At 70.3% G+C, this 26,698-nt stretch carries 23 protein-coding genes and 1 riboswitch; of the genes, 20 read left to right on the top strand and 3 right to left on the bottom strand.

What is annotated here, in order from left to right:
- Positions 1-2: 2 nt before the first annotated feature.
- Positions 3-419: a DUF485 domain-containing protein gene (locus tag ACQEU1_RS20325; protein ID WP_433203843.1), complete on the bottom strand. Its 417-nt coding sequence runs from the start codon at positions 417-419 to the stop codon at positions 3-5.
- Between the two features lie 299 nt (positions 420-718).
- On the opposite strand from ACQEU1_RS20325, the gene ACQEU1_RS20320 reads away from it, so the two are divergent.
- The 11 genes from ACQEU1_RS20320 to ACQEU1_RS20270 all read left to right on the top strand — a co-directional run bounded on the left by ACQEU1_RS20320 (position 719) and on the right by ACQEU1_RS20270 (position 15,312).
- A complete protein-coding gene (locus ACQEU1_RS20320; RefSeq protein WP_433203840.1) occupies positions 719-2,152 on the top strand; it encodes an OFA family MFS transporter in 1,434 nt (477 codons plus the stop codon).
- The gene (locus ACQEU1_RS20315) at positions 2,149-2,259 is read left to right on the top strand and encodes an MFS transporter small subunit (RefSeq protein WP_433203837.1); all 111 of its coding nucleotides are present in this window, start codon (positions 2,149-2,151) and stop codon (positions 2,257-2,259) included. Before ACQEU1_RS20320 ends, ACQEU1_RS20315 begins: the two co-directional genes overlap by 4 nt.
- On the top strand, positions 2,259-4,346 hold the full coding sequence (locus tag ACQEU1_RS20310; protein WP_433203834.1) for a sensor histidine kinase: 2,088 nt from the start codon (positions 2,259-2,261) through the stop codon (positions 4,344-4,346). Before ACQEU1_RS20315 ends, ACQEU1_RS20310 begins: the two co-directional genes overlap by 1 nt.
- Positions 4,343-4,741 carry a roadblock/LC7 domain-containing protein gene (locus ACQEU1_RS20305; RefSeq protein WP_433203831.1) on the top strand — a complete coding sequence of 133 codons (399 nt, stop codon included), beginning with the start codon at positions 4,343-4,345 and terminating at the stop codon, positions 4,739-4,741. The genes ACQEU1_RS20310 and ACQEU1_RS20305 overlap by 4 nt, the downstream gene beginning before the upstream one ends.
- Complete coding sequence (locus ACQEU1_RS20300) at positions 4,738-5,280, top strand: DUF742 domain-containing protein (RefSeq protein WP_433203828.1); 543 nt, start codon at positions 4,738-4,740, stop codon at positions 5,278-5,280. Before ACQEU1_RS20305 ends, ACQEU1_RS20300 begins: the two co-directional genes overlap by 4 nt.
- A gap of 64 nt (positions 5,281-5,344) precedes the next feature.
- On the top strand, positions 5,345-5,932 hold the full coding sequence (locus tag ACQEU1_RS20295; RefSeq protein ID WP_433203825.1) for a nitroreductase family protein: 588 nt from the start codon (positions 5,345-5,347) through the stop codon (positions 5,930-5,932).
- Positions 5,929-8,838, top strand: coding sequence for a BTAD domain-containing putative transcriptional regulator (locus ACQEU1_RS20290; protein ID WP_433203822.1), 2,910 nt, complete (start codon positions 5,929-5,931; stop codon positions 8,836-8,838). The genes ACQEU1_RS20295 and ACQEU1_RS20290 overlap by 4 nt, the downstream gene beginning before the upstream one ends.
- Before the next feature lie 410 nt (positions 8,839-9,248).
- The gene (locus ACQEU1_RS20285; RefSeq protein ID WP_433203819.1) at positions 9,249-10,928 is read left to right on the top strand and encodes a BTAD domain-containing putative transcriptional regulator; all 1,680 of its coding nucleotides are present in this window, start codon (positions 9,249-9,251) and stop codon (positions 10,926-10,928) included.
- 411 nt (positions 10,929-11,339) lie between these two features.
- Positions 11,340-11,888, top strand: coding sequence for a Uma2 family endonuclease (locus ACQEU1_RS20280; RefSeq protein ID WP_433203816.1), 549 nt, complete (start codon positions 11,340-11,342; stop codon positions 11,886-11,888).
- A 129-nt stretch (positions 11,889-12,017) separates the two neighbouring features.
- Positions 12,018-14,150, top strand: coding sequence for a terpene synthase family protein (locus ACQEU1_RS20275; protein ID WP_433203813.1), 2,133 nt, complete (start codon positions 12,018-12,020; stop codon positions 14,148-14,150).
- Positions 14,151-14,223: 73 nt separating this feature from the next.
- Positions 14,224-15,312 carry an FAD-dependent monooxygenase gene (locus tag ACQEU1_RS20270; RefSeq protein WP_433203810.1) on the top strand — a complete coding sequence of 363 codons (1,089 nt, stop codon included), beginning with the start codon at positions 14,224-14,226 and terminating at the stop codon, positions 15,310-15,312.
- Here ACQEU1_RS20270 and ACQEU1_RS20265 read toward each other — a convergent pair.
- Positions 15,306-16,856 carry a DUF6461 domain-containing protein gene (locus ACQEU1_RS20265; RefSeq protein ID WP_433203807.1) on the bottom strand — a complete coding sequence of 517 codons (1,551 nt, stop codon included), beginning with the start codon at positions 16,854-16,856 and terminating at the stop codon, positions 15,306-15,308. The genes ACQEU1_RS20270 and ACQEU1_RS20265 overlap by 7 nt on opposite strands.
- Positions 16,857-16,955: 99 nt before the next feature.
- A riboswitch (adenosylcobalamin-variant (AdoCbl-variant) riboswitch) is annotated at positions 16,956-17,027 on the top strand.
- A 47-nt stretch (positions 17,028-17,074) separates the two neighbouring features.
- Between ACQEU1_RS20265 and ACQEU1_RS20260 the strand changes: the two genes are divergently transcribed.
- The 9 genes from ACQEU1_RS20260 (at position 17,075) to surE (ending at position 26,400) form a co-directional block, all read left to right on the top strand.
- Entirely contained in the window at positions 17,075-18,262 is a 1,188-nt protein-coding gene (locus tag ACQEU1_RS20260; RefSeq protein ID WP_433203804.1) for an LPXTG cell wall anchor domain-containing protein, read from the top strand.
- Entirely contained in the window at positions 18,262-18,675 is a 414-nt protein-coding gene (locus tag ACQEU1_RS20255; protein WP_433203801.1) for a hypothetical protein, read from the top strand. The genes ACQEU1_RS20260 and ACQEU1_RS20255 overlap by 1 nt, the downstream gene beginning before the upstream one ends.
- A complete protein-coding gene (locus ACQEU1_RS20250; RefSeq protein WP_433203799.1) occupies positions 18,672-19,436 on the top strand; it encodes a hypothetical protein in 765 nt (254 codons plus the stop codon). Before ACQEU1_RS20255 ends, ACQEU1_RS20250 begins: the two co-directional genes overlap by 4 nt.
- Before the next feature lie 76 nt (positions 19,437-19,512).
- Positions 19,513-20,544, top strand: coding sequence for a CbiQ family ECF transporter T component (locus ACQEU1_RS20245; protein ID WP_433203796.1), 1,032 nt, complete (start codon positions 19,513-19,515; stop codon positions 20,542-20,544).
- Positions 20,541-22,097, top strand: a complete 1,557-nt coding sequence (locus tag ACQEU1_RS20240) for an ABC transporter ATP-binding protein (RefSeq protein ID WP_433203793.1) — start codon at positions 20,541-20,543, stop codon at positions 22,095-22,097. Before ACQEU1_RS20245 ends, ACQEU1_RS20240 begins: the two co-directional genes overlap by 4 nt.
- Positions 22,094-22,903 (top strand): ECF transporter S component, encoded by an 810-nt coding sequence (locus ACQEU1_RS20235; protein WP_433203790.1) that lies wholly within the window; start codon positions 22,094-22,096, stop codon positions 22,901-22,903. The genes ACQEU1_RS20240 and ACQEU1_RS20235 overlap by 4 nt, the downstream gene beginning before the upstream one ends.
- A gap of 46 nt (positions 22,904-22,949) precedes the next feature.
- A complete protein-coding gene (locus tag ACQEU1_RS20230; RefSeq protein ID WP_433203787.1) occupies positions 22,950-24,680 on the top strand; it encodes a family 20 glycosylhydrolase in 1,731 nt (576 codons plus the stop codon).
- Positions 24,681-24,734: 54 nt separating this feature from the next.
- Complete coding sequence (locus ACQEU1_RS20225; RefSeq protein WP_433203784.1) at positions 24,735-25,640, top strand: 1-phosphofructokinase family hexose kinase; 906 nt, start codon at positions 24,735-24,737, stop codon at positions 25,638-25,640.
- 4 nt (positions 25,641-25,644) lie between these two features.
- A complete protein-coding gene (surE, locus tag ACQEU1_RS20220; protein WP_433203781.1) occupies positions 25,645-26,400 on the top strand; it encodes a 5'/3'-nucleotidase SurE in 756 nt (251 codons plus the stop codon).
- Here the strand turns inward: surE and ACQEU1_RS20215 are convergent.
- Positions 26,363-26,692 (bottom strand): hypothetical protein, encoded by a 330-nt coding sequence (locus ACQEU1_RS20215; RefSeq protein ID WP_433203778.1) that lies wholly within the window; start codon positions 26,690-26,692, stop codon positions 26,363-26,365. The genes surE and ACQEU1_RS20215 overlap by 38 nt on opposite strands.
- Between the last annotated feature and the right edge of the window lie 6 nt (positions 26,693-26,698).

Genomic DNA, 26,698 nt, shown 5'->3' with positions numbered 1-26,698 from the left:
CCTTACTCCTCGACGCCTGTCTTCTCTGCCAGCAATTTCCGCTGCGGGTCCAGCCGTCGCTTTGCGTAACGGGCATAACCGAGCGTGATGATGATCGATGTCACAAACTGTCCGAGACCCAGCAGGATGCCGAGGTTGATCACGCCGATCACCTTGGTGCTGACGAAGTCTTTCGCGTACGCGGACAGCAGTACGAAGGTCAGGTAGGACGCGAGGAAAAGCGCCGTCATCGGGAAGATGAACGTCGTGAGACGGCGTCGGAGAGTCCGGAATTCGTCGGTCTCGCGAATCGCGGCGTACTTCGGGTTGCCGTCGGAATCGACGTACGACAAAGTCTCGGGGTCGTCGAACGACGCGAAACCCCGGATTTCCCGGTACTCGTGCTGCGCTTCGCCAGGCGACCTCATCGCCTTGGTCATGTACCCCTGCCCCTCGTGTGCGGGGCTCACTGTAGCGCTCTCACGTGTGCAGTCAACGCGACAGAGGGCCGGGAACCGGGCGAAACCGGACCAATGCCGGACCAGGACCGGACCGAAACCGGACTGAAAACCGGTGAGCTCATTCGTCTCAAATGGTTCGAACCAGGCTTTGTGTCAAGTGGACGGTCGGGAGTTGCGCCGTGTGCAACACCTGAAGTCTTCGTCAAGGCCGTTGTCGCACGTGTGCACCTGTCCTAGGATCGATCGGTCCGCATTAAGTGGTGACGGTTGGGGATAAAGTGGGGTTCTTAGCGCGCGAACGCCAAGTCGCGCCTCCCGGATGGAACCGCTGGCTCGTTCCGCCCGCGGCTCTGGCGATTCATCTCTCCATTGGTCAGGCCTACGCCTGGAGCGTCTTCAAGACGCCGTTGGAGAAATCGCTCGGCATCACGGGAACGCAGTCCGCGCTGCCGTTCCAGCTCGGCATCGTCATGCTCGGGCTCTCGGCCGCCGTGCTCGGCACGACGGTGGAACGCAGGGGTCCGCGCTGGGCCATGCTGATGTCCACGATCGCCTTCTGCTCCGGTCTGCTGATCTCCGCGCTCGGTGTCTGGGCCGGCCAGTACTGGGTCGTCGTGCTGGGCTACGGCCTCGTCGGCGGCATCGGTCTCGGCATCGGCTACATCTCGCCGGTCTCGACGCTGATCAAGTGGTTCCCCGACCGGCCGGGCATGGCGACCGGCATCGCGATCATGGGCTTCGGCGGTGGTGCGCTGATCGCGTCCCCGTGGTCGACCTCGATGCTGACGGCGTTCGGCTCCACCACGTCCGGCATCGGCCAGGCCTTCCTCGTGCACGGCATCGCGTACGCGGTCTTCATGAGCCTCGGCGTGCTGCTGATCCGCCTGCCCTCCCCGGAGTTCACGGCGGAGAAGGAGGCGCTGCTCAAGGACAAGCCGAAGGCCACCGTCACGCACAACGTCTCCGCGAACAACGCGATCAGGACGCCGCAGTTCTGGCTGCTGTGGGTCGTGCTCTGCTTCAACGTCACCGCGGGCATCGGCATCCTGGAGAAGGCCGCCCCGATGCTGGTCGACTTCTTCAAGGAGTCCTCGACGCCGGTCGCCGCGACCGCCGCCACCGGCTTCGTCGCGCTGCTGTCCGCCGCGAACATGGCCGGCCGGTTCGTCTGGTCGTCCACTTCGGACATCGTCGGCCGCAAGAACATCTACCGCCTCTACCTCGGTGTCGGCGCGCTGCTCTACCTGGTGCTGCTGACGGTCGGCTCGACCAGCACCCCGCTGTTCGTGGTCGCGGCGATGGTGATCCTGTCGTTCTACGGCGCGGGCTTCGCGACCGTCCCCGCGTACCTGCGGGACCTGTTCGGCACCTACCAGGTCGGCGCGATCCACGGCCGCCTGCTCACGGCCTGGTCCGTGGCCGGTGTCCTGGGGCCGCTGATCGTCAACGCCATCGCGGACGCCGGCAAGAGGGCCGGGCACACCGGGCCTGACTTGTACGCGACGTCGTTCTACATCATGATCTCGCTGCTGGTCGTCGGTTTCGTCGCGAACGAGTTGATCCGCCCGGTCAACCCGAAGTTCCACGAGCCGAAGGCGGAGCAGACCGAGAACCCCGCTCCGCAGGACGACGACACCGTCGCCAAGTGGAACGAAGCCGAGGCCGCTGACGCTGCCGAGAAGCAGGACGCGGAAGGCGTGGTGAAGAAGTGAGCTCCCAGCAGCGGTTGTTGCTCATCGGTGCCTGGCTGTGGGTGGGGCTGCCCCTCGCCTACGGCCTGTACCGGCTCTTCCTGAACGCGGCCAAGCTCTTCGTCTGATGTTCACCACGCTCGCCAACTGGCGCAACTGGCGCCTGCCGGTGAAGCTCGCCGCGGTGCTGATCGTTCCGGTCACCATCGCGGTGGGCGCCGGCGTCGTGCTCATCAACACCCAGATCGAGCGCGCGGACTCCTACGCGGAACTGCAACGACTCGTGAAGGTGCGCGCCGCCCTCATCCCCGTGATCGAGGGCGTGCAGGCGGAACGGCGGATCGTCGCCGAGGGCGTCGGCCCGGAGCTCCTCGTCGAGCAGAGCAAGCGCACCGACGACGCCCGCGCGGTGCTGCGCGACCAGATCGGCGGGACCTCTCTCAGCGAGGTCGTGACCGCCCGCATCACCGAGGTCCAGAACCGCATCGGCGACCTGGCGGTGTTGCGCGACCGCAGCAGCAACGACATCCCCGCGGTGATCAAGATCTACTCCGAGCTCACCGACTCGCTGCTCGACGTCGACGAGGTGATGGCCAGCGAGTTCGGCGACGCCGCCCTGCTGCGCACCGCGATGGGCCTGCACCACGTGGTGCACGTCCGCGACCAGGTGCTCTACCAGCAGGCCGTCGTGCTGTCCGGGCTCACCCGCGGCCAGCTCACCACCGCCGAGGTCCGCGCGCTGGTCGAGTCGAACGTCAAGCTCGGCTACATCGCGGACGAGTTCGCCGCCCTGGCGACGCCCGACCAGATGAAGGTCTACGGCAAGAACTTCAACGGCCCGGACATCGAGGCCCAGCGCACGATGCTGGCCGCCGCCGTGCTGCACCCGACCTCGGACGCACCGGCCACCGGGAACAACGCCAACCGGCCCAAGCAGCCGCTGCCGATCGCGACGCAGGACTGGACCAGGGCCACCGGCGCTGTCGCCACGTCGATGGGCAGCGTCGTCACGGGTCTGCAGGACGACCTGCGGAACACGGCCAACCGCCTGCGCGACGAGTCCAGCGACGCCGCCGGCGCCGCGTCCGCGATCCTGTTCGCCAGCCTGATCCTGGCGGCCACGGTCGGGTTCGTCGTCGGCCGCTACCTGCTGCGCTCGCTGAACGCGCTGCGCCGCTCCGCTCTCGACGTGGCGTGGACCAAGCTGCCGGAGATGGTCGCGACCGGCCGCGGCAGCACCGAGATCGAGGCCGTCCCGGTCGACACGACCGAGGAGTTCGGCCAGGTGGCCCGCGCGTTCGACGAGGTGCACCAGCAGGCCGTGAAGTCGGTCATCGAACAGGCCGGCATGCGCGCCAACATGCGCAACATCTTCGTCAACCTGTCGCGCCGCAGCCAGAGCCTCGTCGAACGCCAGCTCAAGCTGATGGAGGAGCTGGAGAAGTTCGAGGAGGACCCGGACCAGCTCGCGAACCTCTTCAAGCTCGACCACCTCGCCACCCGCATGCGCCGCAACAACGAGAACCTGATGGTGCTCTCCGGCGGCGACGTGGCCCGGCGGTTCCACCAGGCCATCCCGCTCACCGACGTGCTGCGCGCGGCGGCGGCGGAGATCGAGCAGTACCAACGGGTGATGGTGCACACCGCGCCCAGCGCCGAGGTGGTCGGCTACGTGGCGAGCGACCTGGTCCGCCTGCTCGCCGAGCTGCTCGACAACGCGACGGCGTTCTCGCCGCCGAACTCGCAGGTCGCGATCAGCGCGTCCATCGAGGCGGGCGACATCGTCCAGATCGACGTGGTCGACCAGGGCATCGGCATCGACCCCGAGGCGCTCGCCGCGGTGAACCACCGCCTCGAGGCGGCGGGCGAGGGCGTGGACGTCCAGGTCTCCCGCGAAATGGGACTTTTCGTCGTCGGCAGGCTCGCCGCCCGCCACCAGATCGTGGTACGTCTGGACGCGAAACCAGGTAAGGGGACTCGCGCGATCGTGTTGGTTCCTGCGGAACTGGCACCACGACGGGAAGAGTCCTGGGAGTCTTTCCGAGGGGAGGCGATCGAACGACAGCAGGCGTCGTGGTTCCAGCAGACGCGTGCCGCCGCACCGCCGCCGCCCCCCGCACCCGCACGCCAGTCGCCGGAGTCGGCCCGAGGTTTCCTCAACGCCTTCCAGCGGGGTGTGCAACGCGGCCTTCCCGAAAACCAGGAGAGTCGATGAGCACGCAGGTGGACCAGTTCGGCTGGCTGGTCACCAACTTCGCCGAACGCACCCCCGGCATCGAGCACGCCGTGGTGATCTCGGCGGACGGCTTGGTGTTGATCTCGTCGTCGAAGCTGCCCGCGCACGTCGCACCGCAGTTCGCGGCGATCGTGGCCGGGGTGGTGTCCCTCGCCGAGTCGGCGTCGTACGTCTTCGCGGGCGAGGCGGTCGTCCGCACGGTCGTGCAGATGGACAGGGGCGTCATGCTGCTGTCCTCGATCAGCGACGGCTCGGTCCTCGCGGTGCTGGCGTCGTCGTCCGCCGACGTCGCCCAGATCGCGTACGAGATGACCGTGGTGACCCGCCAGGTGGGCCAGCTGCTCACGCCGGAACTGCGGGCTGAGCTCGCATGAGCAGAGAGCCTGACGATCAGGTCAACTTCGGTGACCTGATCAGCGGTTTCAGCTTCGACAGCGAACGGATCCGCAAGCGCGGCAAGAAGAAGGCGCAGCGCGCGCCCGAACCGCCGCCGGAGCAGCCGGACCCGTACGCGACGGCCCCGTTCCAGCCGTTCCCCGCGGTCCCGCCGCTGCCGTCGGTGGAGACCGGCTTCGACGCGTCGTCGTCGATCGTGCGCGCCTACGCGTGGACCGGCGGCCGCACCACGTCCGACGTGCACCTGGAGATCGAGACCCTGGTGTCGGTGAACGAGTTCTCGTCCACCGCGGTCCGGCCGGAGCACCAGGACGTGCTGGCGTTGTGCGCGCAGCCCCGGTCGGTGGCGGAGATCGCCGCTCTGCGCGGGCTGCCGCTCGGTGTCACGAAGGTGCTGCTCGGCGACATGGCCGGGCACGGGCTGATCGACGTGCACCGCACGGCGTCGTCGTTCGGCGGCGACCGGCCGGACGGCATGCTGCTGGAACGCGTTCTCGCAGGTCTGCGCAGGCTGTAGACGTCCCAGGTGAGCGACCCCGGCCGCTGATACGGTCGGGGTCGACTCAACTCCGGGGGTAGACGTGGAGTTCCAGGACGTGGTCCGCTGCAGGCGGATGGTGCGCAAGTTCACCGACGAACCGGTCAGTGAGGAGAGCGTCCAGCGGATCATGCGCAACGCCGTGCGCGGTCCGTCGGCCGGTTTCTCCCAGGGCCAGAGCTTCCTGGTGCTGCGGGGAGAGTCGCTGAAGAAGTTCTCCGAGATGTTCGAGTGGTGGAGCGGCGAGGAGGCGAAGACCGCGCCGCTCGTCGTCATCCCGTTCTCCGCCAAGAAGGTCTACCTCGACCGGTACGCCGAACCGGACAAGGCCGAGGCCGAGCTCACCGAGGACAGGTGGCCGGTGCCGTACTGGGACATCGACACGGGCATGGCCTCGTTGCTGATCCTGCAGACCGCCGTCGACGAGGGCCTCGGCGCGGTGTTCTTCGGGACCGACAGGGACACGTGGCCCGCGTTGCGCGAGGCGTTCGGGGTGCCCGAGATGTACACGCCGATCGGCGTCATCGCGATCGGGCACTCCGCGGAGGAGGGCATCTCCGAGGGCGCCTCGCCGTTGCGGCGCAAGCGCAAGCCGCACGGCGAGATGGTGCACTGGGACCAGTGGGCGTGAGATCGTTCGGCCTGCTCGGGCCGCTGGACGTGGTGCTCGACGGGCGCCACGTCCACATCCCGGCGGGCAAGCGGCGCGTGGTGCTCGCGGCGCTGCTGATGCGCGCGGGCCAGGTGGTGGGCGTCGACGAACTGGCCGAGCTCGCCGGCGGGTCCCGCAACGCCCTGCAGACCACGGTCGGGCGCCTGCGCGAGGCGTTGCCCGGCATCGTGCTCACCAAGCCGGGCGGGTACCTGCTCGACGTGCGGCCCGACGAGGTGGACGTCCACCGGTTCGGCGCGCTTCCGCCGCGCGAGGCGCTGAAGCTCTGGCGGGGGCGGCCGTTCGCGGACATCGGCAGCGACGCGCTGGAACGCGACCACGTGCCCGCGTTGACGGAGAAGCACCTCGCGGTGCTGGAGGCGCGGATCGAGGCCGACCTGCGGGACGGCGCGCACGAACGGCTGGTGCCCGAACTGCGGTCGCTGACGGGCCGGCACCCCACCAGGGAACGGATGTGGGCGCAGCTGATCGTGGCGCTGCACCGCTGCGACCGGCAGACCGAGGCGCTGCAGGCCTACGACGACATCCGCGGCAGGCTCGCCGAGGAGCTCGGCCTCGATCCCGGCAAGGACCTGCAGAACGCGCACCGGCAGGTGCTGACGGCGGACAACAGGCCGAGGGCGCGCAACGACCTGCCCGGCGACATCGCCGACTTCGCGGGCCGCGGCGACGCCCTGCACGAGATCATCGCCGCCGTGCCGTCCGGGTGCGTCGCGATCACCGCCATCGACGGGATGGCGGGCATCGGCAAGACGACGCTCGCGGTCAGGGCCGCGCACCGGCTCGCGGAGCGGTTCCCGGACGCGCAGCTGTTCGTGGACCTGCACTCCTACACCGAGGGCGTCGAGCCGCGCACGCCGTCGGACGCGCTGCTGGCGTTGCTGACCGCGCTCGGCGTGCCCGCGCAGGACGTCCCGGACGGACTGGACGAGCGTTCGGCCCGGTGGCGCGCGGAAATGGCGCACCGCAAGGCACTCGTGGTGCTCGACAACGCGGGCAGCGCGTCCCAGGTCCGTCCGCTGCTGCCCGGCACCGGACTCGTGCTGGTGACGAGCCGCCGCCGGCTCGTCGACCTCGACGCGGCGCACACGATCTCGCTGGACGTGCTGTCCGAAGAGGACTCGCTGAAGCTGCTGGCGACCATCGCCGGACGCGGACAGCTCGACGCGGCCTCGGCGCGCGAGATCGTCCGGCTGTGCGGTCATCTGCCGCTGGCGGTCCGGATCGTCGGTTCCCGCTGGCGCACCCGTCCTGCGTGGTCGGCGCGAGACCTCGTGCGGCGCCTGTCCGAGCACCGGCTCACCGAGCTGGCCGCGGGCGAACGCAGCGTCGCGGGCGCGTTCTCGTTGTCCTACCGGCAACTCACCGCCTCGCAGCAACGGCTGTTCCGGCTGCTCGGCCTGCACACCGGTGAGGACTGGGACGCGCACCTCGCGGCGGCGGTGATCGACACGACGCGTGCCGAGGCCGAACGGCTGCTCGAAGAACTCCTCGACGCGCACCTGGTGCAGCAGAAGGAGAACGGCCGCTACCACTTCCACGACCTGCTGGCGGACCACGCGAAGGCGCTGGTCGAGCCGGAGGAACGGACCGAGGCGATCGTCCGGGTCCTCGACCACTACCTGCTCGGCGCGGAGAACTCGGCCAGGCAGATCGCCCCCGGCCGGCCGAAGTTCCACTCCGCCGTCACCCGCGAACCGGTCGACCCGCCGGTGTTCACCACCCCGGTCGAGGCCCTCGCGTGGCAGGAGGCGGAACGGCGCAACCTCAAGGCCGCCGTGTACCTGGCCGCCTACGAAGGGCACTACCAGCACGCCTGGCAGCTGCCGAGCAACTTCGCGCACTACCTGTGGATGGGCGGATCCGGACGCGAACGCGTCGAGGTGCAGAGCGTGGCGCTCGCGGCCGCGCACGCGCTCGGTGACCTGAAGGCGCGGGCGGAAGCGCTGCGGGGCCTGGGGTCGGCGCACATGGACGACGGCAACCCGAAGGCCGAGGAGCACCTGCGCGCGGCGATCGTCCTCATGAGGCAGATCGGTGACCTGCGCGGCGAGGCGTCGGCAACGGGGATGCTCGGCATGATCGCGCGCGAACGGCACGAGTACGACGAGTCGATGGAGCACTTCCAACGTGGTCTCGTGCTCATGCGACAGGCGGACGCGCCCACCGGAGTGGCCAACGCGCTGCACAACATCGGCATCAACCACGCGGAGCTGGGGCAGACCGAGCAGGCCCTGGCGCACATGCTGGAAGCAGCCGAGCTGGTGTCGGAACGCGGTGACGTCCGCGAGCTCGCGGTGACGTTGAACAACATCGCCCACGTCCACTTCGACGCCTACCGGGACGACGAGTGCCTGGCCTGCATGGAACGGTCGCTCGCGGGCTACCGGGAGTGCGGCGACCGGCGGGGCGAGGCGCTCGCCCTGGCCGACTTCGCCCGGTGGCGCTACGAGATGGGCCACCACACCGTCGCGGGCGCGCTGGCCCGCGACGTCGCGAGGCTCTGCCGGGAGTACACGAACCTGCCGGACGACGAAGCCGTGCTGGCGGCGATGAGGGAGGGCCGCGACCACGTCGGGCAGATGACGCTGTACTTCTCGCTGTCCCTCGAAGCCCTGACCGGCGGGCGGCCCGCCGAGTCGATCGGCTACCTCAGGCGGTTCCGGGAGCTGAAGAACGTGCGCCGCTGGTGGAGCGAGGAACGCGTGCTCGACCAGTTCGCCGCCGCGCACCTCGCGCTGGGCGACCGGGAAGCGGCCGTCCGCTACGCGAAGCAGGCGGTGGAGGCGGCGGAGCGCCGCCACCAGCCCCGCGTCCTCGCCCTCACACGCGAGACCCTGGCCAGGGCCTGTGCCGGAGTCTGATCCGCGACAGCCGGGCCTGAGGCGGCCCCCGGCGGCACGGCCGGGCTGCCCACGTACAACACCGGTACGCGGGCAGCCCGGCCGCACCACCAGGAACCACCTCAGGCTCGACTCTCATCGGACCAGACTCCGGCACAGGCCCTAGAGCGTCAGCCCCAGCACCACCAGCGTGAGCACGGCCGCCGCCAGCACGGCGAACGCCACCCACTGCCCGACCCTGTCCCCGGTCCTGCGCATCTCGAGCTCCCCTCGGTGGTGAACACCACCGAGGGTCGGGAACGCCGCCCACACCTCGTCCCCACCGCGAGCACACGGCCGAATTCCGGAGACGGCCCGCGATGCTCGGAAACGACCGGGAACGCTCCCCGCGAGGCCGGTGAGCCCGGAAAGCTGCCCTACCGTGGCCGCCCGTGGACTTCGGGATTCTGGGGCCGGTGGAGGCTCGTGACGGCGCGGTGCGGCTCGACCTCGGTGGCGTGCGCGGGCAGAAGGTGCTCGCCGCGTTGCTGCTCGCGCCCGACCGCGTGGTGCCGCTGACGCACCTCGTCGACGTCGTGTGGGACGGCGAGCCGCCCTCCACGGCCAAGCACCAGATCCAGAAGTCCGTCGGCGACCTGCGGGTGGTGCTCGGGTCGCCGGCCGCGATCGCCACGGACGGGGCCGGCTACCGGCTCGTGCTCGGGTCGGCTGGGCTCGACGTGGTGACGTTCGAACGGCACGTGGCCGCGGCGCAGGACGCCGAGCCCGCGGAGGCCGTGCGGGTGCTGCGGACGGCACTGGGGTTGTGGCGCGGGCCCGCGATGGAGGGGCTCGCGAGCAGGGCGCTGCGGGCCGACGCGGAACGGCTCGACGAACGCCGGATCGCGGTGGCGCAGCAGTGCTTCGCCTTGCAGCTCGAACTCGGGCAACACGCGCAGGTGCTCACCGACCTGTCCGCGCTCGTGGCCGCGAACCCGTTGCGCGAACAGCTCGTCGAGCAGCTGATGACGGCGCTGCACCGGTCCGACCGGCAGGCCGACGCGCTGGAGCTCTACGACCGGACGCGCCGGCTGCTCGCGAGCGGCCCCGGCGTCGAACCGGGGCACGGCCTGCGCAAGGCGCACCAGGCGATCCTGATCCGGCGCCGTTCGCCCGCGCCGGACGCGCCCGCGCAGCTGCCGGCGGGCCCGGCCGCGTTCACCGGCCGCCAGTCCTCTGTGGACGAACTGGACGCGTGCGCGTTCGCGGTCGTCACCGGCGGGCCCGGCGTGGGCAAGACGGCGCTGGCCGTGCACTGGGCGCACCGGGTGCGGGACAGGTTCCCCGACGGCCAGCTCTACGTGGACCTGCGGGCGCACGACGACGGTCCGGCCACGACGGCGGCGGACGCGCTGGCCCAGTGCCTGCGCGCGCTCGGCGCGCCCAGGATCCCCGTCGACCCCGGTGAACGGGCCGGGCTCTTCCGGTCCGTCCTCGCGGACCGCCGGGTGCTGCTCGTGCTGGACGACGCGGCGAGCGAGGACCAGGTCAGGCCGTTGCTGCCGGGCACGCCGGGGTGCGCGGTGGTCGTCACGAGCCGCAACCACCTGCGCGGGCTCGTCGCCCTCGACGACGCCCACCCGGTCGGCCTCGGCCCGCTGCCGGCGGACGAGGCGCACGCGTTGATCACCAGGATCGCCGGGGGAGAACCGGACGCCGTCGCCGGTCTCGCGGCCGCGTGCGGGTACCTGCCGCTCGCGATCCGCATCGCCGTCGCGAACCTCGGTCCTGATCGGATCGCCGACGCCGCAACGGATCTCGCGCGCGGCGACCGGCTGGCGCTGCTCACGATCAACGGCGACCGGCGCGCGGCGGTGACGGGCGCGTTCGAACGGTCGGTGCGAGCGCTCCCGGAAGCAGCGGCGAGGCTCTTCCGGCGGCTGGGATCGTTGCCCGGCAACGACTTCACCGCGCACGTCGCGTCCGGTCTGGTGGGTGTGGACGACGCGCGCGGTCTGCTGTCGTCGTTGGAGAGCGCGAGCCTGATCGAGGCGCACGGCCGCGGCCGGTTCCGGGTTCCGGACCTCCTGCACGCGTACGCGAGGTCGTTGTGCGAGAGTGAGAACGGCTGAAGCCGGGTACTCCGGAAATGGGTGCGACCTTTTTTGATCTTGCGGAAGTGAGCTTCGTGTGAGCTATTGCTCCAACCGAGTGCTTGGCTCCCCCGTAAGATTCCGTTAGGGTCGCATTCGCGAGCAATTGGCAGGGTGGATGACGTTATCGAAAATCGCCCAAAAATTGATCAAAAATTAGCCACTTGTTCGATTGAAACCATCACGCTGCTCCGACCGGGTGATGCACTCCACGGCAGGACCATTCGCCGCTCACCCTGCGGGACGGTGTTGACGTGGACGTGTGCGTGCAGTGGTGTTGAGGCGGCCAAAAGGGGCTTGCGAGTCGTGAGAATCGGACCAGTCTTGTCTAATGGCATCGCCGGGACCCGTCCGGCGGACAGTGGCCTCGACACGGGGGTGGAACGCACCATGGGTGGTGTCCCGACATTTCCCCACGGCAGACCGCTGACGTGGGCGGACTTGGAGGCGATGCCTGATGATGGGCACCGTTTCGAACTCGTCGACGGGGTGCTCGTCATGAGCCCCTCACCCCGCCCCGTGCACCAGCGGGTCGTTGCCCGCCTGCTGGTGGCACTGACCGCTGCCTGCCCACCGGAGCTGGAGGTCCTCCCGGCTCCGGTCGACGTCGTGCTCGCCGACGACACGGTCTTCATCCCCGACCTGGTCGTGGGCAGGCGTGAGCAGTTCTCGAAACAAGCGCTCATCGGACCGCCGGTGCTGGCGGTCGAGGTCCTGTCGCCCAGGACGCGACACGTCGACCTCGAACTCAAGCGGGCGAAGTTCCAGGAAGTCGGCTGTGCGAACTACTGGATGATCGACTACGACAAGCCGTGGCTGCGGTGCCTGCACCTCGAGAACGGCCTGTACGTCGAACAGGGCCGTTCCGACGGCGAGGAGATCATCGAACTGCAGTTCCCGTTCCCGGTGAAGCTGAGCGCCCAGTCACTGGTGCGCTGAGCCCCGCTGGGCTGAACGGGCGAGCTTGATCCACGCTCGTGTGGATCAAGGTGTCACCATCTGGCGCCCCCGTGCGCCGGGCTGGTTGCGTGCAGTGCGTCCAGCCCGACGCGCGGAGGTCCAACGCACATGCAGCCGTTCCAGCTGCCGGAGTTCTACACGCCCCACCCGGCCAGGCTGAACCCGAACCTCGACCGCGCCCGCAGCCACACCAGGGCGTGGGCGCGCGAGATGGACATGATCGACGTGCCGCAGCACGGGACGGTCGTCTGGAGCGCCGAGGACCTGGAGGCGCACGACTACGCGTTGCTCTGCGCCTACACGCACCCCGACTGCGACGGGGAGACGCTCGACCTGATCGCCGACTGGTACGTGTGGGTCTTCTACTTCGACGACCACTTCGTCGAGCTGTACAAGCGCAGCCCCGACATCGCCGGGGCACAGGCCCACCTCGACCGGTTGCCGTTGTTCATGCCCGTCAACGGCGTCGTCACGGCCACCCCGGAGAACCCCGTCGAGAAGGGCCTCGCGGACCTCTGGCGCCGCACGGTCGGCAGGCACTCGCTCGACTGGCGCGAGCGGTTCGCCGCCAACACGAAGCACCTGCTGGACGAGTCGATGTGGGAGCTGCACAACATCAGCTCGAAGCGCCTCGCCAACCCCGTCGAGTACGTCGAGATGCGGCGCAAGGTCGGCGGCGCGCCGTGGAGCGCGAACCTCGTCGAGCACGCGGTGGGCCTCGAGGTGCCGGCCTCGATCGCCGGCTCACGGCCGATCGGGGTACTCCGCGACACCTTCAGCGACGCCGTGCACCTGCGCAACGACCTGTTCTCCTACGAACGCGAGGTGTGCGACGAGGGCGAGCTGTCCAACGGCGTGCTGGTGTTCGAGAAGTTCCTCGGCCTGCCCACCCAGCAGGCCGCGGACGCCGTCAACGACCTGCTGACGTCCCGGCTGCACCAGTTCGAGCACACGGCGCTCACGGAGGTGCCTCTGCTGCTCGACGAGCGCGCGATCGACCCCATCGGGCGCGCGGCCGTGCTCGGCTACGTGAAGGGACTGCAGGACTGGCAGGCGGGCGGGCACGAGTGGCACCTCCGGTCGTCCCGCTACATGAACGCCGCCCCTCGGCCGCAGCCCGGCGTGCCCGGGTCGTTCGCGAGGACGTTGCCGCAACGGCTGAAGCAGTTCTCCAGCACGCCGAAGGTCGTCGAGCCGTACACGGTGCCCCGCTTCGAGGTGCCGTTCCCGCTGACCCTCGCGCCACACCTCGACCAGGCCCGCGACGAGGTCGTGGCGTGGGCCGTCGAACACGGCATGACCAGCGAGGGCGTCTGGACCGAGGCCAAGATCCGCGGGTACGACTTCCCGTTGTGCTCGGCGGGCATCGACCCGGACGCGACGCCGCAGGAGCTGTTCCTGTCCGGCTGCTGGCTCACCTGGGGCACGTACGCCGACGACGTCTACCCCCTCTGGTACGGCACCAGCCGCAACCTCGCCGGCGTGAAAGCGCAGACGGCGCGGTTGAAGGCCTGCATGCCGCTGGACCTGGTGCCCGTCGTCGTTCCCGCGAACGCGATGGAGCTGTCTCTCGCCGATCTCTGGCAGCGGACCGCGGGCCCGATGACCTCGGGGTTCCGGGCCACGTTCCGCGAGACCGTCGACGCGATGCTCGACGCGTGGGTGTGGGAAGTGATCAACATGCACTTCAACCGCATCCCCGATCCGATCGACTACGTGGAAATGCGGCGCAGCACGTTCGGTTCCGAGCTGACGACCTCGCTGTCGCGCTTCTCGCATTCCGCGACGGTGCCGGCGGAGCTGTGGGAGACGCGGGTCGTGCAGACCGCGGAACGGTCGGCGATGGATTACTGCACCATGCTGAACGACGTCTTCTCCTACTCGAAGGAGATTCAGCACGAGGGCGAAGTGCACAACATCGTGAGGGTGGTCGAGAACTTCCTCGGCGTTCCCCAGGCACGGGCTTTCGAGATCACCTACGCGTTGATGGACGCCCGGCTGGACCAGTTCGTCAGGTCCGTGGAGATCGACCTGCCGCGGCTGTTCGACGATCTTCGGCTCGACCCGGCGGCGCGGTCGGGGCTGACCCGGTACGCCGACGAGCTGAAGGACTGGATCGTCGGGATCATCCACTGGCACCAGGAGACCAGCCGCTACGACGACACCGGCGGGCACCCGGTGTTCCACCGGGGACCGTCCGGCCTCGGCACGTCGGCCCTGCGGGTCGCTGTCCACCGCTGACGGCCGATGGTCAGCGGACGGTCAGCGCTGGTCGGCACCTTGTGAGCGCACACCGACTCACAGGGGGAACACCATGAAGAACGTCCTGATCTCCGGCGCCAGCATCGGCGGACCCGCCCTCGCGTACTGGCTGCGCGAGCACGGGTTCGACGTCACCGTGGTCGAGCGGTACCGGGGGATGCGGCCCGGCGGCCAGGCCATCGACGTGCGCGGCCCGGCGCTGGAGGTCGTCGAGCGCATGGGCCTCGGCGACCGGCTGCGGTCGTTCAGCACCAACATGCGCGGCATGAACGTCGTGGGCGCGGACGGCAACGAGCTGTTCAGCTCCACCACGCACACCCTGAGCGGCGGCGACCTGTCGAGCCCCGACGTCGAGCTGCTGCGCGACGACCTCGCCCGGATGCTGTTCGACGCCGCCGAGGGCGTGGAGTACCTGTTCGACGACAGCATCACCTCGATCGACGGCACCCGCGTGACGTTCGAGAAGGCGGCGCCGCGCGACTTCGACGTGATCGTCGGCGCGGACGGCCTGCACTCCAACGTCCGGCGGCTCGCGTTCGGCCCCGAGTCGGACTTCATCACGCACCTCGGCCTGAACCTCGCCGTCTTCACCGCGCCGAACTTCCTCGGCCTCGACCACTGGCAGACGTTCCAGCAGGGCGAGGTCGTCGGTGGCGGCATCATGAGCGCCCGCTCGAACTCGGAATGCCGCGTGTACATGGGTTTCAACGGCGAGGTGGACTTCGACTACCGCGACGTCGACGCCCAGCGCGCGTTGCTGGCCGAGAAGTTCGAGGGTGCCGGCTGGGTGTGGCCGACCGCGGTCAAGCACATGTGGGAGGCGCCGGACTTCCACTTCGACTCGATGAGCCAGATCCGGATGGAGTCGTGGTCCACCGGGCGCGTCGTGCTGCTCGGTGACGCCGGGTACTGCGGGTCGCCGCTGTCCGGGCAGGGCACCAGCATGGCGCTGGTCGGCGCGTACGTGCTCGCCCACGAGCTCGCGCTGAACCCGTCGACCGCGTTCGCCCGCTACGAGGAGATCCTGCGGCCGTACGTGCTCGCGAACCAGGAGATGGCGCTGAAGAACCAGATCAACGGCGGCGCGCCCACGGAGGAGTTCGCCGCCGTCGTCAACAGCCTCAGCCTGCCGAGCTACTGATGCAGCTCCTGGAGCGCCAGGCGGACGTCCGCCTCGGGGATCGCGGTGCCGGTGAACCTCACCGCCGCCGTGATCCCCTTGGAGTCGATGTGCCGCAGGTCCGTGAAGCTGATGTCCCGCAACGCTTCCAGCACCTCGGGGTCGTCACCGAAGTCGGTCTCGCCGATCGCCTCGCACGCGCCCAGCAGGCGGCCGTCGCGGGCGAACGACAACCTCGTGAGCGCGTTGATGTTCCAGAAGTGGCTGGCGGCCTTCCCGTTGCGGGACAGGTGTTCCAGCAGGTGCTCGCCCGATCCCAGGTAGTTGTTGAACTCGATGACCAGCACGCCGCCGCCGATCTCGACCGCGATCGAGTCGTCCTCGAAGTGGTGCGCCACGTCGTCCACGCCGAGCCCGGTGACGATCGTGACGGTGGCGGCCTCGCCGAGCGCGTCCTCCAGCCACCGGAGTTCCTTCTCGGGCCTCGGAATCGGCGGTGGGAGCGGTTCGCCCCGCAGCAGGTGCCCGACGCGGTCGGTCGTCTTGAGCAGCGCCGGTTCCTGGTGCGGCGCCTGCCAGATCGTGAGCTCGTAGTGCTCCTCGTCCTCGTCCCTGCCGTTCGCGCAGACCCTGGCGCGGAACTCTCCCGGCCACGGCGCGGTGTGCCCGTGACCGAGCTTCGCGTCTCCGTCGACCGCGGTGTAGCTGATCTCGACGACCTCGTCCCAGTCCTCCAGGTCCTGCGGCTCCGGCGGTTGCATCAGCGCCCGCACCGACACGTCGACCACGCCCTCCTCGATGCCGGTGCGCACGGCGAACCCGGTCTCGACGGGCGTGGCGAGCCCGGTGGCGCTGAAGTCCGTCGCCTCGCAGGGTTCCTCGGCGAGCACGAACTGGTGGTTCGACACGGTCGCCTTGGTGGGCCAGGACATCCCGATGTACTCACGGCGCCGCTTCTCCAGCAACGCACGGGTGTACGCGTCCGGCATCGGCACGTCCGGGATGATCTCGGCGGTCGCCGCGATGCCGAACCCGATGGCCGCCACCGGGTCCTTCGCGAACGGGGTGCCGACGGCGTTGAGGATCGCCCGCGCCACCACCACGGCCGTGGCCAGGTGGGCCCGGCCGCGCTGGACGACGATCTGTTCCTCGTCGCCGGTGAGGCCGCTCTGGTCGGGCACGGCCGCGCGCACGTGCCGGATGACCAGGTCACTGATGCCGTGGTGCAGCGCCAGCACGAGCCTCGTCGGCGAGGACAGAGCGCTCTGCCCCTCGATGGTCAGGAAGCCGAAGGCGCCGTCGTGCGGTGGTGCAAGGCCGGCGATCGTGTCGGCGGGCGCGACCAGGTCGAGCTTCGCGACCGCGAGTTCCAGCGCGCCCAGCAGCCGTTCGGCGGGCAGGCTCGGGAACCGTTCCAGCGCCTGCTGCACGACCGTGGCACCGGGATGGCCGACGTGCTCGGGTCTGCGGGTGGTGTAGCGGCCGATGAGCGCGGCCGGGTCGGCTGGAATCAAGGTCTCCAGCGACGGCACGGCGTCTTCGATCAGTTTCTGAAAGTCCCCCATGCCCACGATTGTGGTGGTGCGGTGATCAATGGTCCAGCTCACAGCCATTTGACTACGTCTGATCCCTCCCGCACGATCCATGGTTGACAACAGCATCCGCACGCCGCGGGGGAAGCCGGTGCAACTCCGGCACTGACCCGCAACGGTGATAGTCCGACTGCCCGTGGCGTGTGGTGGCTCCAAGGACCCGTCGAGGACAGCGGGCTAGGGGAGGCGCAGTGATCAGGAGATCGGCGTTGGCCGCCGTGGTGGCGGCAGCGCTCGTGGTGACACCGCAGGCGCGGGCGGCGGAGACGCCGTCGGCCGGCACGTGGCTGGCCGCTCAGTTCGTCGGCGGTTCCCACCTGCTCAAGGGGCCTGACCTCGTCGATCCAGGGCTGACCGCGGACGGCGTGTACGCGCTGGCGGCCGCCGGGGTGGGCAGGTCGACGGCCGCGCAGGCGGCGGCGTGGCTCGGGGAGCCCGACCAGATGCTCGCGCTGGTCGGCGACGGTGACGCGGAGTCGTACGTCGGCGGGCTGGTGAAGCTCGCGCTGGTGGCGCAGACGCTCGGCACCGATCCGCACTCCTTCGCGGGCGTCGACCTGCTGGAGCGGCTCGGGCCGTTGCAGGAGGAGTCCGGGCGATTCCGCGACAGGACCGATCCCGAGTGGGACCAGACCAACGCGTTCACGCAGGCGTTGGCGATCATCGTGCTGAAGCGGGCCGGCGAGTCGTTCGAGAAGCCGTTGGCGTACCAGGTCTCCACGCAGTGCCCGGACGGCGGGTTCCCGATCGCGTTCGGGCAGGCGACCTGCAAGTCCGATGTGGACGGTACGGCGATGGTGCTCCAGGCGTTGCTGGCGGCGGGGGAGAAGTCGGCGGCGCCCAAAGCGCTGACGTGGCTCGTCGGGCAGCAGCAGGCCGACGGTGGCTTTCCGGCGGCGACGGCGGGGTCCAACGCCAACAGCACGGGCCTCGCGGTCGGCGCGCTCGTCGCGGGTGAACGCGGTGCCGCCGCGGACAAGGCCGTCGCGTACCTGAAGTCGTTGCAGGTCGGGTGTTCCGGGCCGGACGCGCAACGCGGTGGCGTCGCCTACGACGCGGCCGGGTTCGAGCTGTACCCGGCGATCCGGGCGACCACGCAGGCGATGCTGGGTCTCGCGCGGGTCAGCCTCGCGGACGTGTCGGCGGCGTCCGCCACGCCCGGCGTCCCCGCGATCGACTGCGCTGTCACGCCTCCTTCGTCTTCGGCGCCGCCGGTCTCCCCGGTGCCTGCTCCGGCCGGGCCCGAGGCGCCGGTGGATCCGCCGCTCGCCGTCACCGGGCCCGACCAGGCCGTGCCGCTGACGCTGTTCGGTTCGTTCGCCGTGCTCGCCGGTGCCGCCCTGCTGTTCGTCTCCCGTCGTCGGAAGGTTGGTGCGTGATGCGCCGCATGCTTGCTGTCCTCGCCCTGCTCGCGAGCACGTTAGTCGTCGCGTCCCCGGCCTCCGCCGCCCCGTGCGCGGGCGTCAAGGTCGTGGTGGACTTCGCCGCCCTGGGTGGTGGCGCCCAGACGGGCTGCGCCGCAGGCGACCCGGCGACCGGCCTCGCCGCGCTGACCGGCGCGGGCTTCACCTACTCGTTCGTGCCGCGCCAGCCCGGCTTCGTGTGCCGGATCAACTCGCTGCCGAATCCGTGCACCGCGCCCACGACCAGCGCGTACTGGTCGTACTGGCACGCCACCCCCGGCGACAGCTGGACCTACAGCACCTCGGGCGCCGGCAGCTACGACCCGGCTCCCGGCACGGTCGAGGGCTGGGCGTTCGGCGCCGGCACCGCCCCGAGCACCGCCCCGTGAAACGGTTCTTCCTCGCGCTGGCACTGGTAGCGGCGTTCGCACCGGTGCCGGCGCACGCGGCGGGCTGCGACGGCGTGACCGTCGTCGTGGACTACCGGGGGCTGGGCGGCGGCGTGCAGCAGGGCTGCGCGCCAGGCAGCCCGTCGTCCGGCATCGCCGCACTGACCGCGGCCGGCTTCGGCTACACCTACGCGCAACGGCAGCAGGGTTTCGTCTGCCGCATCAACGGAAAGCCGGGCACGGACTCCGACAAGTGCGTCAACACCCCGCCCGCCACGGCCTACTGGTCGTACTGGCACGCACCGGCCGGCGGCTCGTGGACCTACAGCAACCAGGGGGCGGCGACCTACGTCCCGGCGCGCGGCACCGTGCAGGGGTGGGCGTTCGGAGCCGGCGAACAACCCGGCATCGCCCCGCCGGCCGCACCGGCGCCACCCCCGCCTCCACCACCGGTGCAACAGCCTCCCGCACAACAACCGCCTGCGCAGCAACCGCCGGCGGTGACCACGACCACCGCGCCTTCCACGACAACGTCCGCGACGGCGCCGCCTTCGTCGGTCGCGTCGTCTTCGGCAGCGGTGACAGGGGAGTCGTCGACGTCGGTCGCGGTGGAGACCGTGCGGCCGGTGGAGGAGAAGGCCCTGGAGGAGAAGTCGGGCCTCGGCTGGTCGTGGACGCTGCTGGGTGTGCTGGTGATCGCCGCGCTCGCCGGGGTGGGGCTGGTCGTGGCGCGGCGTCGGCGCGCGGTGGAAGAGGAATGAGGCTGCTGCCCGGCGCGCGGTGGCGGCGTGAGGCTGCTGCCCGTGCGCGGTCGCGATGGTGCGTGGTGAGCGTGGCGTGAGGCTGCACTCCGGCGCCTGGTGGTTGTGGGCCCTCGGCCTCGCCACCGCCGCCAGCCGCACCACCAACCCCTTGCTGCTGGGCCTGGTCCTGGCCGTGGCGGGCGTGGTCGTCGTGACGTGCCGCGCCAACACGCCGTGGGCCGGCACCTACGGCGTGTTCCTCAAGTTCGGCCTGCTGATCATCGGCATCAGGGTGCTCGTGCACGCGCTGCTCGGCGGCGTCACGGGCCCGACCGTCCTGTTCACGCTGCCGCAGGTCCCGCTGCCCGACTGGGCCCAGGGCATCCGCGTCGGCGGCCCGGTCAGCGCGGAGGGCCTGGTCTTCGCGCTGTACCAGGGGTTGTTGCTCGCGACGATCCTCGGCTGCGTCGGCGCCGCCAACGCCCTCGCCAACCCCAAGCGCCTGCTGCGGTCGTTGCCGGCGGCGCTGTACGAGGTGAGCGTGGCGGTGGTGGTGGCGTTGACGGTGGCGCCGCAGCTGGTGGCGTCGGCACGGGCCGTGCGCAAGGCACGGCAGCTTCGTGGCGACACGGCCAAAGGCGTGCGGGCGGTGCGCACGATGCTGGTGCCGGTGCTGGAGGACGCGCTCGACAGGTCGTTGGTGCTGGCCGCCTCGATGGACTCGCGCGGCTACGGGCGCACGGCCGGCATCTCGCGCCGGGACCGGACGCTCACCGGGGCGTTGGTGCTGGCCGGGCTCTTCGGGATGTGCATCGGCACGTACGGGTTGCTGGCCGGCGCGTACACCGGGTGGCCGTTGGTCGCGGCCGGTGGTGTGCTGGCGGTCGCCGGGCTGAAGGTCGGCGCCCGCCGCGTGCCGCGCACCCGGTACCGGCCGGACCGGTGGAACGCCACGGCGATCGGGGTGGCGGTGAGCGGAGTCGTGGGGGCGGTGGTGCTGGTGTTCTCGGGAGATCCGGCGCTCTCGCCGTCGACCGTGCCGCTGCAGGCGCCGGAACTGCCGCTCCTGCCTGCTGCCGGGGTGCTGCTGGCACTCGCGCCAGTCGCGTTGGTGAGGGAAAAATGATCAGGTTCGAGGACGTCACCATCACCTACGCCGAGCGGCCCGTGCTGGCGGAACTCTCCCTGGAGATCCCGGAAGGCGAGCTCTGCCTCGTCGTCGGCCGCACCGGCAGCGGCAAGTCGACCTTCCTGCGCGCCATCAACGGCCTCGTGCCCCACTTCAGCGGCGGCACCCTCGCCGGGCGCGTGCTGGTCGACGGCCGGGACACCGCCACGCACCCGCCGCGTGAGCTGGCGGACGTCGTCGGCTTCGTCGGCCAGGACCCGCTGGCCGGGTTCGTCGCGGACAACGTCGAGGACGAGCTCGCCTACTCCATGGAGTCGCTGGGGCTCGCGCACGACGTCATGCGCAAGCGCGTCGAGGAGACCCTCGACCTGCTGGGCATCGCGCAGCTCCGCGACCGTCCACTCGCGACGCTCAGCGGCGGCCAGCAGCAGCGGGTCGCGATCGGCGCGGCGCTCACCGCCCATCCGAAGGTCCTCGTCCTCGACGAACCGACGTCGGCGCTCGACCCCGGCGCCGCCGAGGACGTTCTCGCTGCCGTGCAACGACTCGTGCACGACCTCGGGATGACCGTCGTGATCGCCGAACACCGCCTCGAACGGGTCGCGCAGTACGCGGACCGGGCACTGCTGTTGCCACGGGGAGTCGTCGGCGAGGTCGGCGAGGTCCTCGCCGAGGCACCCGTCGCGCCGCCCGTCGTCCGGCTCGCCCAGGTCGCCGGCTGGCGACCGATCCCCGTGTCGGTCCGCGACGCCCGCCGCCGCGCCGCACCGCTGCGCGCCCGCCTCGCCGAACCGGCCACCGAAGCCATGCGGACCACCGAAACCATCCTGGCGGCACGCGATGTCGTGGTCCGGTACGGAGAAGTCCAGGCCGTCCGCAACGTCACCCTCGTCGTCGGCGCGGGGGAACGGGTCGCGCTCATGGGCCGCAACGGCTCCGGCAAGTCGTCGCTGCTCTGGGCCGTCCAGGGCAGCGGCAGGCGCACCGCGGGCACGGTTACCGTCCACGACGTCGACCCCAGGACCCTGAAGCCGGCGGCACGGCGCAAGACCGTCGCCCTTGTGCCGCAACAACCCTCGGACCTGCTGTACCTGGAGACCGTCGCCCAGGAGTGCGCCCAGGCGGACCAGGAGACCGGCAACCCGGAAGGCACCTGCCGCAAGCTCCTCGACGGCCTCGCCACGCTCGACCCGGACGTCCATCCGCGAGACCTCTCCGAAGGCCAGCGGCTCGCGCTCGTGCTCGCCGTCATGCTCACCGGCGCGCCGGACGTGCTGCTGCTCGACGAACCGACCCGAGGCCTCGACTACCCGGCCAAGGCGGCCCTGGCGCGCACCCTCAAGGCCCTCGACAGCGCGGTTGTCCTGGCCACGCACGACGTCGAGTTCGTCGCCGAGTTCGCCACCCGCGTCACGGTCATGGCCGAGGGCGAGGTCGTGGCGGACGGCCCGGCCAGGGAGGTCGTGACGTCGTCGCCGATCTTCGCCCCGCAGGTCAGCAAGATCCTCGGCCCGTGGCTGACGGTCGCCGACGTCGAGGCCGCCCTGTGATCGCGATCAGGAAGCGGTCGGCCTTCGCGCTCACGATCGCGAGCGTGATCGGGCTGGCCGCGTTCACCTGGCCGTTGATCGTCACCCCGGACAGCGACATCGCCGGAGGCGGCGACGCCCCGTGGACGTTCGCGCTCCTGCTGCCCCTGGTGCTGGCCGTCGTGCTGGCCGAGCTGAGCGACAAGGGCATGGACTCCAAGGCGATCGCGATGCTCGGCGTGCTGTCCGCGCTCGGCGCCGCGATCCGCCCGCTCGGGCCGGGCACAGCGGGCATCGAGACGGTGTTCTTCCTGATGGTGCTGGGCGGCCGCGTCTTCGGGCCTGGCTTCGGGTTCGTGCTCGGCAACACCACGCTCTTCGCGTCGGCCCTGCTCACCGGCGGCGTCGGGCCGTGGCTGCCGTACCAGATGCTCGGCGCCGCCTGGGTCGCGCTCGGCGCCGGACTGCTGCCGCAGTGGCGTGGGAAGGCCGAGATCGCCCTGCTCGCGGCGTACGGCGTCGCCAGCAGCCTCGTCTACGGGTTCCTGCTCAACCTGTCGTTCTGGCCGTTCGCCGTCGGCGAGGGCACGTCCGTCAGCTTCGATCCGACCTCCTCTCCGGGCACCAACCTCCTCAGGCTGGCCGCGTTCACGCTCGCCACCTCGCTCGGCTGGGACCTCATGCGGGCCGTGACCACCGCCGTTCTCGTTGCGGTGACTGGACCTGTGCTGCTCCGGACGCTGCGCCGAGCCGCGCGGAAGGCCGCATTCGAGCAGGTCCCGAACAAAGAATTGGCCCAGACCATTGACGACAAAAGGGATGTTTGAGCACGCTGGGAGCAGGGTCGCCGCCCCCGACTCGTGAGGAGGAGTCGTGAGAACTCGCGTTCTCGCCGCGGTCATCGCTGTCACAGCGGCGCTGTCCGTGAGCGCGCAGTCGCAAGCCGCAGAACCACTGAACAGCCTGGTGCCCGTCCCGGTCTCGGTACAGGCCCGCTCCGGTGTCACGCACACCCTGACGGCCGGCACGAAGATCTACACCGCTCCGGCCGCACGGGACGCCGGCACCTTCCTGGCCGGTCTGCTGCGGCCCTCGACCGGCTTCGCGCTGCCGGTGTCCGACACGACCGGCACGCCGTCCGACGGCATCTCGCTGCTGCTCTCCGGCGCGCCGGGCACCGTCGGCCAGCAGGGCTACCAGCTCGACGTGGCGGCGGGCGGCATCGTCCTGCGCGCCAACACCTCGGAAGGCCTGTTCGCCGGCGTGCAGACGCTGCGGCAGCTGTTGCCCGCCAAGGTGGAGGCCACGACCGCGCAGGCCGGGCCGTGGACCGTGCCGGGCACCCTGATCGTCGACTACCCGCGGTTCTCCTACCGCGGCGCGATGCTCGACGTGGCCCGCCACTTCCACCCGGTCTCGACGGTCAAGCGCTACATCGACCAGCTGGCGCTCTACAAGATCAACTACTTCCACCTGCACCTGAGTGACGACCAGGGCTGGCGGATCGTCATCGACAGCTGGCCGCGGCTCGCCACGTACGGCGGCAGCACGCAGGTCGGCGGCGGCCCCGGCGGTTACTACACGAAGGCGCAGTACAGCGAGATCGTGCAGTACGCGGCGTCGCGCAAGATCACCGTGATCCCCGAGATCGACCTGCCCGGCCACACCAACGCCGCGCTGGCGTCGTACGCGGAGCTCAACTGCAACGGCCAGGCCCCGCCGCTGCGCACGGACATCGAGGTCGGCTACTCCTCGCTGTGCGTGAGCAAGGAGATCACCTACACGTTCGTCGAGGACGTGATCCGCGAGATCGCCGCGCTCACGCCCGGTCCGTACTTCCACATCGGCGGCGACGAGGCGCACTCGACGCCCGACGCGGACTACCAGACGTTCATGGACCGCACGCTGCCGCTCGTGAAGAAGTACGGCAAGACCGCGCTCGGCTGGCACGAGTTCGTGAAGACGACGACCGACACCACCGCGATGCCGCAGTACTGGGGCACCTCGACGTCCAACGCCGTGGTGCAGGCAGCGGCGGCGCGCGGCCACAAGGTCATCATGTCGCCCGCGAACAAGGCGTACCTGGACATGAAGTACAACTCCAGCACGCCGTTGGGCCTGTCCTGGGCGGGCCTGATCGAGGTCCAGACCGCCTACGACTGGAACCCCGGCACGCACGTGAGCGGGGTGCCCGAGTCCGCCGTCCGCGGCGTCGAAGCTCCACTGTGGAGCGAGACGCTGGTGACGGGCAAGGACATCGAGTTCATGGCGTTCCCGAGGCTCGGCGCCATCGCCGAACTGGGCTGGTCGCCGTGGTCGACGCACAACTGGGACCAGTTCAAGGTCAGGCTGGGCGCCCAGGGGCCGCGCTGGACCACCATGGGCATCAACTTCTACAAGTCCACGCAGGTCCCGTGGGACACCGGCGGCGGCCCCGGGCCCGGCCCGTGCACGCAGCCGGCGTGGGAGCGCGACAAGGTCTACACCGGCGGCAACGTCGTGACGCACAACAGCAAGAAGTGGACCGCGCAGTGGTGGACGCGGGGCGAGGAGCCCGGCACCACCGGCCAGTGGGGCGTCTGGCGTGATGGCGGCGCCTGCTGATTCCTGAGTGATCCGGTGCGGGTGAACTCCGCCCGCACCGGGTACCAGAAAGTCGTGGATGACCGAGTTGCCGTATTTGCCCCGTCCCCTCAGCTGACCGTCACCGTCGAGGACCTCGACGGTGAGCCGGACGTGCACCTGCACGCCGGCGGCCAGGGTTTCTGGCAGTCCAGGATGATCGCCGCGCTGGGCGTCGAGGCCGTCGTGTGCGCGACGTTCGGCGGCGAGACCGGCCGTGTGCTGCACACGTTGCTGGAAGGCGAGCACGTCGAGCTGAAGTCACGTCTGGTCGCCGCCCGCAACGGCGCCTACGTGCACGACCGCCGCGACGGCAGCCGGTCCGAGATGGTCGAGATGCTGCCCGACGCGTTGTCCCGGCACGAGCTGGACGACGTCTACGAGCTCGCCCTGGTGGAGGGCATGCGGGCCGGTACGGCGGTGCTGAGCGGGCCGTCCGACGACCGCGTGCTGCCCCACGAGACGTACTTCCGGCTCACCTCCGACCTGACCTCGAACGGCTGCCGCGTGATCGTCGACCTGGCCGGCGAACGGCTGGCAGAGGCCGTCCGCGGCGGCCCGCACGTCGTGAAGGTCTCCCACGAGGAACTGGGGGAGGAGGACCTGGCCAAGCTCGTCGAAAAGGCCCGCGAGATCGCTTCCTCGTGCGTGCACGGCGTGGTGGTGTCCCGTGCCGACGAACCGGCGTTGGCGCTGCTCGAAGACCGGCTCTACCTCGTGCGGATGCCGAAGCTGGAGCCCGTCGACACGCGCGGCGCCGGTGACTCGATGACCGCGGGGATTTCGGCGGGCCTCGCACTGGGTATGTCGTTGACGGACGCGGTGAAGCTCGGCGCCGCCGCCGGAGCGGTGAACGTGACCCGGCACGGCCTGGGCAGCGGCAGCGGCGACGCCGTGCGGGAGCTGAGTCGCCGCGTGGAACTGGAGCCGATCGAGGAATGAGCGGATGCGCGCGCTGATCACGAACGACGACGGAATCGACTCTCCCGGCCTGCACGTGCTCGCCGCGGCGGCCCGGGCCTGCGGGCTGGACGTGGTGGTGGCGGCACCGGTCTCGCAGGCCAGCGGCACCAGCGCGTCGGTCGCGGCGCTGAGCGACGACGGCCGTGTCGTCAGCAGCAGGCGGGAGTTGCCGGGGCTCGACGTGGAGGCCTACGCCGTGGCCGCGCACCCCGGGCTGATCTCGTTGATCGCGTGCCGCGGCGGGTTCGGCGGCAAGCCCGACGTGGTGCTGTCCGGCATCAACCTGGGCGCGAACGTGGGCCGCGCGATCCTGCACTCCGGCACCGTCGGCGCCGCGCTGACCGCGCACCTGAACGACGTCACGGCGCTCGCCGTGTCGCTCGACGTCGGTTTGGACGGGCCCGAACCGTTGTGGGACAAGGCAGGCGAGGTGGTGCGCGTCGTGCTGCCGTTCCTGCTGGACCTGCCCGCCGCAGCGGTGCTCTCGCTGAACGTGCCCAATGTCGTTGACGTGCAAGGACTTCGCTGGGCCGAGCTGGCGCGGTTCGGCGCCGTGCAGAGCAGGGTGGACGACGTCGGCGACGGCGAGGTGGAGCTCGTGCACGTCTACGCCGAGGAGTCGCTGGTGCCCGGAACGGACACCGCGCTGCTGGCGGACGGCTACGCGACCTTGACCGCGTTGCGCTCCGTGGACCGCGACGTCAGCGCGGAGCGCGCTTTGCCGGCCTGGCCAGCGTGATGATGAGCCCGATCAACGCCGTGCGAACTTCGAGGAAGCTCTCGGTCGTCACGTCGTTGAGCGAGAACGCCAGCATGCCAAAGCCGAGCATCAGCGCGAGTCCGTACATCCGCGCGAGGTCGTGCCTCCACGCCATCGCGATCCCCAACGCACCGACACCCAACTGGATCACATGGTAGTTGGGGTCCAAACCGAACACGTCGAACCAGCCCAGCGCGAACTGCAGGACGCCGGCGGTGAGGGTCAGCGCCTGTGGCCTCGTGAACTCGAACTGATCGCTCAACAAGGCCATAGGTGT

The sequence above is a fragment of the Lentzea sp. CA-135723 genome, assembly GCF_050936595.1.
Classification (GTDB): Bacteria; Actinomycetota; Actinomycetes; order Mycobacteriales; family Pseudonocardiaceae; genus Lentzea.
The sequence above is the reverse complement of the archived record's forward strand: the minus strand, read 5'-3'. Positions and strand labels throughout refer to the sequence as shown.

What these genes read in the sequence shown, in the direction of transcription:
- ACQEU1_RS20325 (WP_433203843.1), bottom strand. Translation starts at nt 419, where the DNA reads ATGACCAAGGCGATGAGGTCGCCTGGCGAAGCGCAGCACGAGTACCGG.
- ACQEU1_RS20310 (WP_433203834.1), top strand. Translation starts at nt 2,259, where the DNA reads ATGTTCACCACGCTCGCCAACTGGCGCAACTGGCGCCTGCCGGTGAAG.
- ACQEU1_RS20305 (WP_433203831.1), top strand. Translation starts at nt 4,343, where the DNA reads ATGAGCACGCAGGTGGACCAGTTCGGCTGGCTGGTCACCAACTTCGCC.
- ACQEU1_RS20300 (WP_433203828.1), top strand. Translation starts at nt 4,738, where the DNA reads ATGAGCAGAGAGCCTGACGATCAGGTCAACTTCGGTGACCTGATCAGC.
- ACQEU1_RS20280 (WP_433203816.1), top strand. Translation starts at nt 11,340, where the DNA reads ATGGGTGGTGTCCCGACATTTCCCCACGGCAGACCGCTGACGTGGGCG.
- ACQEU1_RS20275 (WP_433203813.1), top strand. Translation starts at nt 12,018, where the DNA reads ATGCAGCCGTTCCAGCTGCCGGAGTTCTACACGCCCCACCCGGCCAGG.
- ACQEU1_RS20270 (WP_433203810.1), top strand. Translation starts at nt 14,224, where the DNA reads ATGAAGAACGTCCTGATCTCCGGCGCCAGCATCGGCGGACCCGCCCTC.
- ACQEU1_RS20265 (WP_433203807.1), bottom strand. Translation starts at nt 16,856, where the DNA reads ATGGGGGACTTTCAGAAACTGATCGAAGACGCCGTGCCGTCGCTGGAG.
- ACQEU1_RS20255 (WP_433203801.1), top strand. Translation starts at nt 18,262, where the DNA reads ATGCGCCGCATGCTTGCTGTCCTCGCCCTGCTCGCGAGCACGTTAGTC.
- ACQEU1_RS20240 (WP_433203793.1), top strand. Translation starts at nt 20,541, where the DNA reads ATGATCAGGTTCGAGGACGTCACCATCACCTACGCCGAGCGGCCCGTG.
- surE (WP_433203781.1), top strand. Translation starts at nt 25,645, where the DNA reads ATGCGCGCGCTGATCACGAACGACGACGGAATCGACTCTCCCGGCCTG.
- ACQEU1_RS20215 (WP_433203778.1), bottom strand. Translation starts at nt 26,692, where the DNA reads ATGGCCTTGTTGAGCGATCAGTTCGAGTTCACGAGGCCACAGGCGCTG.